This window comes from Burkholderia sp. 4M9327F10 (assembly GCF_005503145.1).
Lineage (GTDB): Bacteria > Pseudomonadota > Gammaproteobacteria > Burkholderiales > Burkholderiaceae > Paraburkholderia.
On record NZ_SCNV01000001.1, the window covers coordinates 526,544 to 532,952 of the forward strand.

Sequence of the window (6,409 nt, forward strand, 5' to 3'; positions counted from 1 at the left end):
AATCCGGTCACCTGACGCGCTTACCGCGACATCATGTTCATGCTGACGTTATGCATGATCCACAACGAGCCGACAATCAGAATGACGGCGGTCAGCACGGTAAAGCCGAACGCCATGACGTTCCAGCGTTGCGCCGACGAAGTGTTCATATGCAGGAAGAACACAAGGTGCACGATGATCTGCACGAACGCCAGCCCGGCGATTGCCAGCACTGCGCTCTGGCCGGTCAACGAGCCGGTCATGATGATGCCGAATGCCGCAGCAGTCAGCAGGACGGAGAGGATGAAGCCGGCCGTGTAGCTGCCGAAGCTGCCGTGGCTATCACCCGAGTGAGCGGTATGGCCGTGGTCCATTTAAATCACACTCGTAAGGTAGACAAAGGTAAAGACACCGATCCAGACGATGTCCAGAAAGTGCCAGAAGAGGCTCAGGCAGGTCAGACGCGTCAGGTCGCGCTCGCTCAGTTCAGGACTGCGGATCACCTGAACAGCCAGCACGATCATCCACAGCAGGCCGAACGTCACGTGCAAACCGTGCGTGCCGACCAGCGTGAAGAACGACGACCAGAACGCGCTGCGGTCCGGGCCTGCGCCCACCGCGATCAGGTGCGAGAACTCGCGCAGTTCAAGCACGAGGAACGATGCACCGAGCAGGAACGTCACGAGGAGCCAGCCGAGCAGCATGCCCTTCTTGCCCTTGTGCGCGCCGATCATGGCGAAGCCGTAGGTGATCGAGCTCAGCAGCAGCGCGGCCGTTTCCAGCGCGACACCCGGAATCTCAAACAGGTCCTTGGCGGTCGGGCCACCGGCGAACTGGTGGCTCATCACTGCGAAAACCGCAAACAACGAAGCAAAGATAATGCAGTCGGTCATCAGGTACAGCCAGAAGCCGAACACCGATTGCGACGGCAGATGGTCCGCGTCGTGATGGACGTCGTGTCCTAAAGTAGTCGTCTGTGACATTAATCCACCTCTGCCAATTCAAGCGCCTTACCTGCGCTACGTCCTTCTTCGATCTGTCGAACCGTATCGGCGGGAATGTAATACCCGTGATCGTCGCTAAAGCTATGGACGATAACCGTACCGATTGCGCCGACGATGCCGATGATCGCGAGCCACCAGATGTGCCAGATTGCTGCGAAGCCGAGCACCAGGCTGAACGCGGCGATGATGAGGCCAGCGCTTGTGTTCGACGGCATGTGAATGTCGCGGTACACCGGCTTGGTCTTCTCTGCCTTCGCGCGTTGCTTCATGTCGGTGAACGCGTCGAGTTCATGCACGGTCGGCACGATCGCGAAGTTGTAGACCGGCGGCGGCGACGTGGTCGACCATTCCAGCGTACGGCCATCCCACGGATCGCCCGAAACGTCGCGGTTTTCCGGCAGGTTGCGGTCGCGAATGCTCACGAAGATCTGCAGCAGCTGGCACGCAATACCGATAGCGACCAGCACCGCACCCACTTCAGCCAGCAGCAGCCACGGGTGCCATTGCGGGTTGTCGTAGTGATTCAGGCGACGCGTCATGCCCATGAAACCCAGCACGTACAGCGGTGTGAACGCAACCCAGAAGCCGACCTGCCAGAACCAGAACGCGGCCTTGCCGAGCTTCTCGTTCAGCTTGAAGCCGAACGCCTTCGGGAACCAGTAGTTGAAACCAGCCAGATAGCCGAACAGCACGCCGCCGATGATCACGTTGTGGAAGTGAGCAATCAGGAACAGACTGTTGTGCAGCACGAAGTCCGCGCCCGGAATCGCCATCATCACGCCGGTCATACCGCCGATCGTGAAGGTGACCATGAAGCCGAGCGTCCACAGCACCGGCGTCGAGAACTCGAGACGGCCCTTGTAGATCGTGAACAGCCAGTTGAAGACCTTCACGCCGGTCGGAATCGCAATGATCATGGTCGCGATGCCGAAGAAGGCATTCACATCCGCGCCCGAACCCATCGTAAAGAAGTGGTGCAGCCACACGAGGAACGACAGCACCATGATCGCGCAGGTCGCATAGACCATGGTCTTGTAGCCGAACAGCGGCTTCTTCGCATACGTCGCGATGACTTCCGAGAAGATACCGAACGCCGGCAGGATCAGGATGTAGACCTCCGGATGACCCCACGCCCAGATCAGGTTCAGATACAACATGGCGTTGCCGCCGCCTTCATTCGTGAAGAAGTGCATGCCGAGGTAACGGTCGAGGCCGAGCAGCGCCAGGGTCACCGTCAGGATCGGGAACGCAGCCATGATCAGCACGTTCGTGCACAGCGCAGTCCACGTGAACACCGGCATCTTCATGAACGTCATGCCAGGCGCGCGCATCTTGACGATCGTGACGAAGAAGTTGATCCCGGTCAGCAAGGTACCAATGCCGGAAAGCTGCAAGCTCCAGATGTAGTAATCTACCCCCACACCCGGACTGAACTTCAGCTCAGACAGCGGCGGATAAGCCAGCCAGCCGGTCTGCGCGAATTCACCAATGACGAGCGAGACGTTGATCAGGATCGCGCTGACTGCCGTCATCCAGAACGACAGCGAGTTCAGGAACGGGTATGCCACGTCGCGTGCGCCAATCTGCAGCGGCACGATCAGGTTCATCAGGCCCACCATGAACACCATCGCCATGAAGAAAATCATGATGACGCCGTGCGCGGAGAAGATCTGATCGTAGTGATGCGGCGGCAGATAGCCGGGGTTGTGATACGCGATCGCCAGTTGCGTGCGCATCATGATCGCGTCGGCAAAGCCGCGCAGCAGCATGATCATCGCAACGATGATGTACATGACGCCAAGACGCTTGTGGTCGACCGAGGTGAGCCACTCGGTCCACAGATAGCGCCACTTGCCGAGATACGTCACGGTGCCGAGCACCGCCACCGCCGCGATACCCATCATCGCAGCGGCCATCATGATAATCGGCTCGTGGTACGGAATCGAGTCGAGGGTTAATTTACCGAACATGCGTTACCCCTTGGCCTTGCAGTTGCTGTTGTCCTGCAGATCCAGGACGTTGCCGTTGTTGTATCGGGCGATGATGTTGTGGAAGAGCTTCGGATCGACCGACGAGAAGTAGGTCACCGGCGCTTTCTCACCCGGCTGCGACACCACGTTGTAGCGGTTCATGTCGAGGCTGTTCGACGATGCGCGCACCTTGGCGACCCACGCGTTGAAATCTTCAGGCGACTGGGCCAGCGCGCGGAATTTCATGTCCGAGAAGCCCTTGCCGCTGAAGTTAGCCGACTCGCCCGCGTAGTCGCCGGCTTCGTCAGCGATCAGGTGCAGCTTCGTCTGCATGCCTGCCATCGCGTAGATCTGGCCGCCAAGCTGCGGGATGAAGAACGAGTTCATCACCGAGTCCGACGTGATATTGAAGTTGACCGGCGTGCCGACAGGAATCGCGAGCTGGTTGACCGAAGCGATACCGAGATCGGGGTAGATGAAGAGCCACTTCCAGTCGAGTGCGACCACTTCGACGTTGATCGGCTTGACGCTCGATTCGAGCGGGCGGTACGGGTCGAGCTCGTGCGTGCTCTTCCAGGTAAGGACGCCGAGGAACAGGATGATCAGCGTGGGAATAGTCCACACCGCGATCTCGATGCCCGTCGAGTGCGACCAGGTCGGACGGTACTCAGCGTTCTTGTTGGATGCGCGATAGCGCCAGGCGAACCACAACGTCATTGCAATGACGGGAATCACGACGATGAGCATGGCCCACGTCGAAGTGGCGATGAGGTCACGCTCCGCCGCGCCCACACTGCCTTTAGGATTCAACAGATCCAGGTTGCTGCAACCCGAGAGCAGTGTTGCCAGGCCGATGGCGACGGAACTCGCCACCCCTCGTAGAGTCTTTTCTTTCATATCGATTGCCTGCTCTTTACGACTTCAGTGAACATCATCCGACCGCTCTCCATTAATAAGCGGTCGCATAGTAAAGCCCCGTCGTCTCAATATAAAGAACTTTTTTCGCAACGATCCTTTGCGAGCACAAAAGTGTGCGACACGTTGCCGCACAGTGCTGCGCACATGACCAGTGCCTGCCTTATATCAAGCGATAAAACGACCGCTAACGCTATGCACCGCGAGCCACTAACGACCGCGCATCCAGACAGTTGCGCGCGCCTGGGTACAACAAAAACGAACGCGTCGTATCCGCTTGCACAGACACGACGCCGCTAGACAATCCTTTCAATCAGCCCGGAGCGTGTGTTGCGTTTACCGCAGCACGGGCTTGCAAACGTTCGGCGGTTTCGACAGCAGCCGACTCGACCGGCTGTGCCGAGCGATTGGTCTGCGCAAGCAGGCTCGTCGATGACGGGTTGATCGCATCCGTGAACGGCTTCGGATACACACCGATTACCAGTACCAGCACCGCCATCGCGCCCAGCAGCACGAACTCGCGCTTGCCGAGGTCGGTCAGCTTCGCAACACGTGCGTTGGCAATGGCGCCGAAAATCACGCGCTTGTACATCCACAGGGTGTAGGCCGCGCTCAGGATCAAGGTCAGCGCTGCGAGTGCGCCAATCCAGAAGTTGAAGCCGATCGCGCCCATCAGCACCATGAACTCGCCGACAAAGCCAGCCGTGCCCGGCAGGCCGACGTTCGCCATCGAAAACAGCATCACGAAGACTGCGAACTTCGGCATGGTGTTGACCACGCCGCCGAAGGCGTCGATCGAGCCGGTTTGCGTGCGGTCATGCAGCATGCCGGTGCACAACAGCATGGCGCCGGACACAATGCCGTACGAGATCATCTGCATGATCGCGCCTTCCTGGCCCAGCGGATTGAAGATGAACAGGCCCAGCGTGACAAGACCCATGTGCGACACGGACGAATACGCGAGCAGCTTGCGGATATCGGTCTGGACGAGCGCGAGCAGGCTCGAGTAGATCACAGCGACCAGCGAAAGCGTGATCATGGCCGGCGCGAAGAAGTGGCTGGCTTGCGGGGTGATCGGCAACGCGAAGCGCAGCAGACCATAGCCGCCCATCTTCAGCATGCCGAGCATCACTGCGGCGCCGGTCGGGCCATCGAGGTGGACGTCAGGCAGCCAGGTGTGCACCGGCCACATGGGCACCTTCACTGAGAAGGCAGCGAGGAAGCCGAGGAAAATCAGCATCTGCGGCACGAAGCCCAGTTGCGCATTGCGCCAGATTTCGAGGTCGAAGCTGTGCGTCTGTGCGAACAGATACAGCATCGACAGCAGCATCATCAGCGAGCCGATCAGCGAGAAGAAGAAGAACTTGACCGCCGCGTAAGTGCGGTTCTTGTTGCCCCACGTACCGATCAACAGGTACAGCGGAATCAGCGTCGCCTCAAAGAAGACGAAGAACAGCATGCCGTCCAGCGAACTGAACACACCCTGCATGAAGCCCGAGAGCATGAGAAACGAGCCGAAGTACTGTGCGCTGCGCACCGTGATCGACTCCCAGCCCGCCACGACAATAACGACTGTAGTGAGCGCCGTCAGCGAGATCAGCCACAGCGAAATCCCGTCTACGCCCAGGTGCCATGCAATGTCGAACGAAGGCAGCCACTTCACGTTCTCGACAAACTGCATCGACGGCACGCCGTTCTGGAAACCCGCGACCAGCGGGATCACCGGCAAAAGACCAGCGATCGCACCGATGAGCGCGAGCCAGCGAGCGCGGCCGGGCGAACCCGAACCGGCTCGCAAAACGATGATGCCCGCCACGATGGGGACCCAGATCAGAAGGCTTAGAAGCGGTGCGGATTGCATTTGTTCTTTAAAGGGCTGAAGCAGAAAAACGTCCGGATCAAGGCCGTCACATTGAAAGCATTGAAATATAAATTACATTCTGTTTGCGCCCGACAGGCGCAGCACTCGATTCGGGGGCCAGGTCAACGCGTCCCAATGACGCAGGTACGTCAAGGGTTAACGAGGATAACCCGAAATTAAGATTTTTGCAGCGCCGCAAACACTCAAGAAGCGATTAGTGCAGTAGTTGATAGACTCTATTGCGGGCTTAGGTGTTGCGCACACGAGGCGAAATGTGCACTCGCACAAATTTCAGGCGAGTTTAGCCACAAAACGTCCTGTTTTGGTGCGCGGTGGGGACAGTTCGAATTGATTAACGGAGTTGAAAGCTAGCGGGATGGACGTCCAATCATTTATTACAAATAGAAAGCAATTACTTGACGGCATTCATGAAGCTTACAAAAACACTTCTCTCACCTATCCTTCAATCCCGGCGTTTGCCGATGCATTTCGCCTGGTTTCCGGAACCCAGATCTTGGACGGTTGCTGTTGATGGCGTTTCCGTAAACGCAGAAACCCCACCTTTTTGGGTGGGGTTTCTGGTCTTGCTGGGGAGCCTGACGATTACCTACTTTCACACGGGTAATCCGCACTATCATCGGCGTGGAGTCGTTTCACGGTCCTGTTCGGGATGGGAAGGG

The 6,409-nt window shown here is 58.2% G+C and carries 6 protein-coding genes; 1 reads left to right on the plus strand and 5 read right to left on the minus strand.

What is annotated here, in order from left to right; translation table 11 throughout:
- Positions 1-20 precede the first annotated feature (20 nt).
- The 5 genes from cyoD to FFS45_RS02395 form a co-directional block, all read right to left on the minus strand.
- Positions 21-353, minus strand: coding sequence for a cytochrome o ubiquinol oxidase subunit IV (cyoD, locus tag FFS45_RS02375; RefSeq protein ID WP_137953053.1), 333 nt, complete (start codon positions 351-353; stop codon positions 21-23).
- Entirely contained in the window at positions 354-962 is a 609-nt protein-coding gene (gene cyoC / locus FFS45_RS02380; RefSeq protein WP_137953054.1) for a cytochrome o ubiquinol oxidase subunit III, read from the minus strand.
- A complete protein-coding gene (gene cyoB, locus FFS45_RS02385) occupies positions 962-2,953 on the minus strand; it encodes a cytochrome o ubiquinol oxidase subunit I (RefSeq protein ID WP_137953055.1) in 1,992 nt (663 codons plus the stop codon). The genes cyoC and cyoB overlap by 1 nt, the downstream gene beginning before the upstream one ends.
- A 3-nt stretch (positions 2,954-2,956) precedes the next feature.
- Positions 2,957-3,850 (minus strand): ubiquinol oxidase subunit II, encoded by an 894-nt coding sequence (cyoA, locus tag FFS45_RS02390; RefSeq protein ID WP_137953056.1) that lies wholly within the window; start codon positions 3,848-3,850, stop codon positions 2,957-2,959.
- A gap of 331 nt (positions 3,851-4,181) precedes the next feature.
- Positions 4,182-5,729, minus strand: a complete 1,548-nt coding sequence (locus FFS45_RS02395; RefSeq protein WP_137953057.1) for an NADH-quinone oxidoreductase subunit M — start codon at positions 5,727-5,729, stop codon at positions 4,182-4,184.
- A gap of 428 nt (positions 5,730-6,157) precedes the next feature.
- Between FFS45_RS02395 and FFS45_RS42080 the strand changes: the two genes are divergently transcribed.
- The coding region (locus FFS45_RS42080; RefSeq protein WP_212745681.1) for a hypothetical protein at positions 6,158-6,409 on the plus strand (252 nt) is incomplete at its 3' end.

What these genes read in the sequence shown, in the direction of transcription:
- cyoB (WP_137953055.1), bottom strand. Translation starts at nt 2,953, where the DNA reads ATGTTCGGTAAATTAACCCTCGACTCGATTCCGTACCACGAGCCGATT.
- cyoC (WP_137953054.1), bottom strand. Translation starts at nt 962, where the DNA reads ATGTCACAGACGACTACTTTAGGACACGACGTCCATCACGACGCGGAC.
- cyoD (WP_137953053.1), bottom strand. Translation starts at nt 353, where the DNA reads ATGGACCACGGCCATACCGCTCACTCGGGTGATAGCCACGGCAGCTTC.
- cyoA (WP_137953056.1), bottom strand. Translation starts at nt 3,850, where the DNA reads ATGAAAGAAAAGACTCTACGAGGGGTGGCGAGTTCCGTCGCCATCGGC.
- FFS45_RS02395 (WP_137953057.1), bottom strand. Translation starts at nt 5,729, where the DNA reads ATGCAATCCGCACCGCTTCTAAGCCTTCTGATCTGGGTCCCCATCGTG.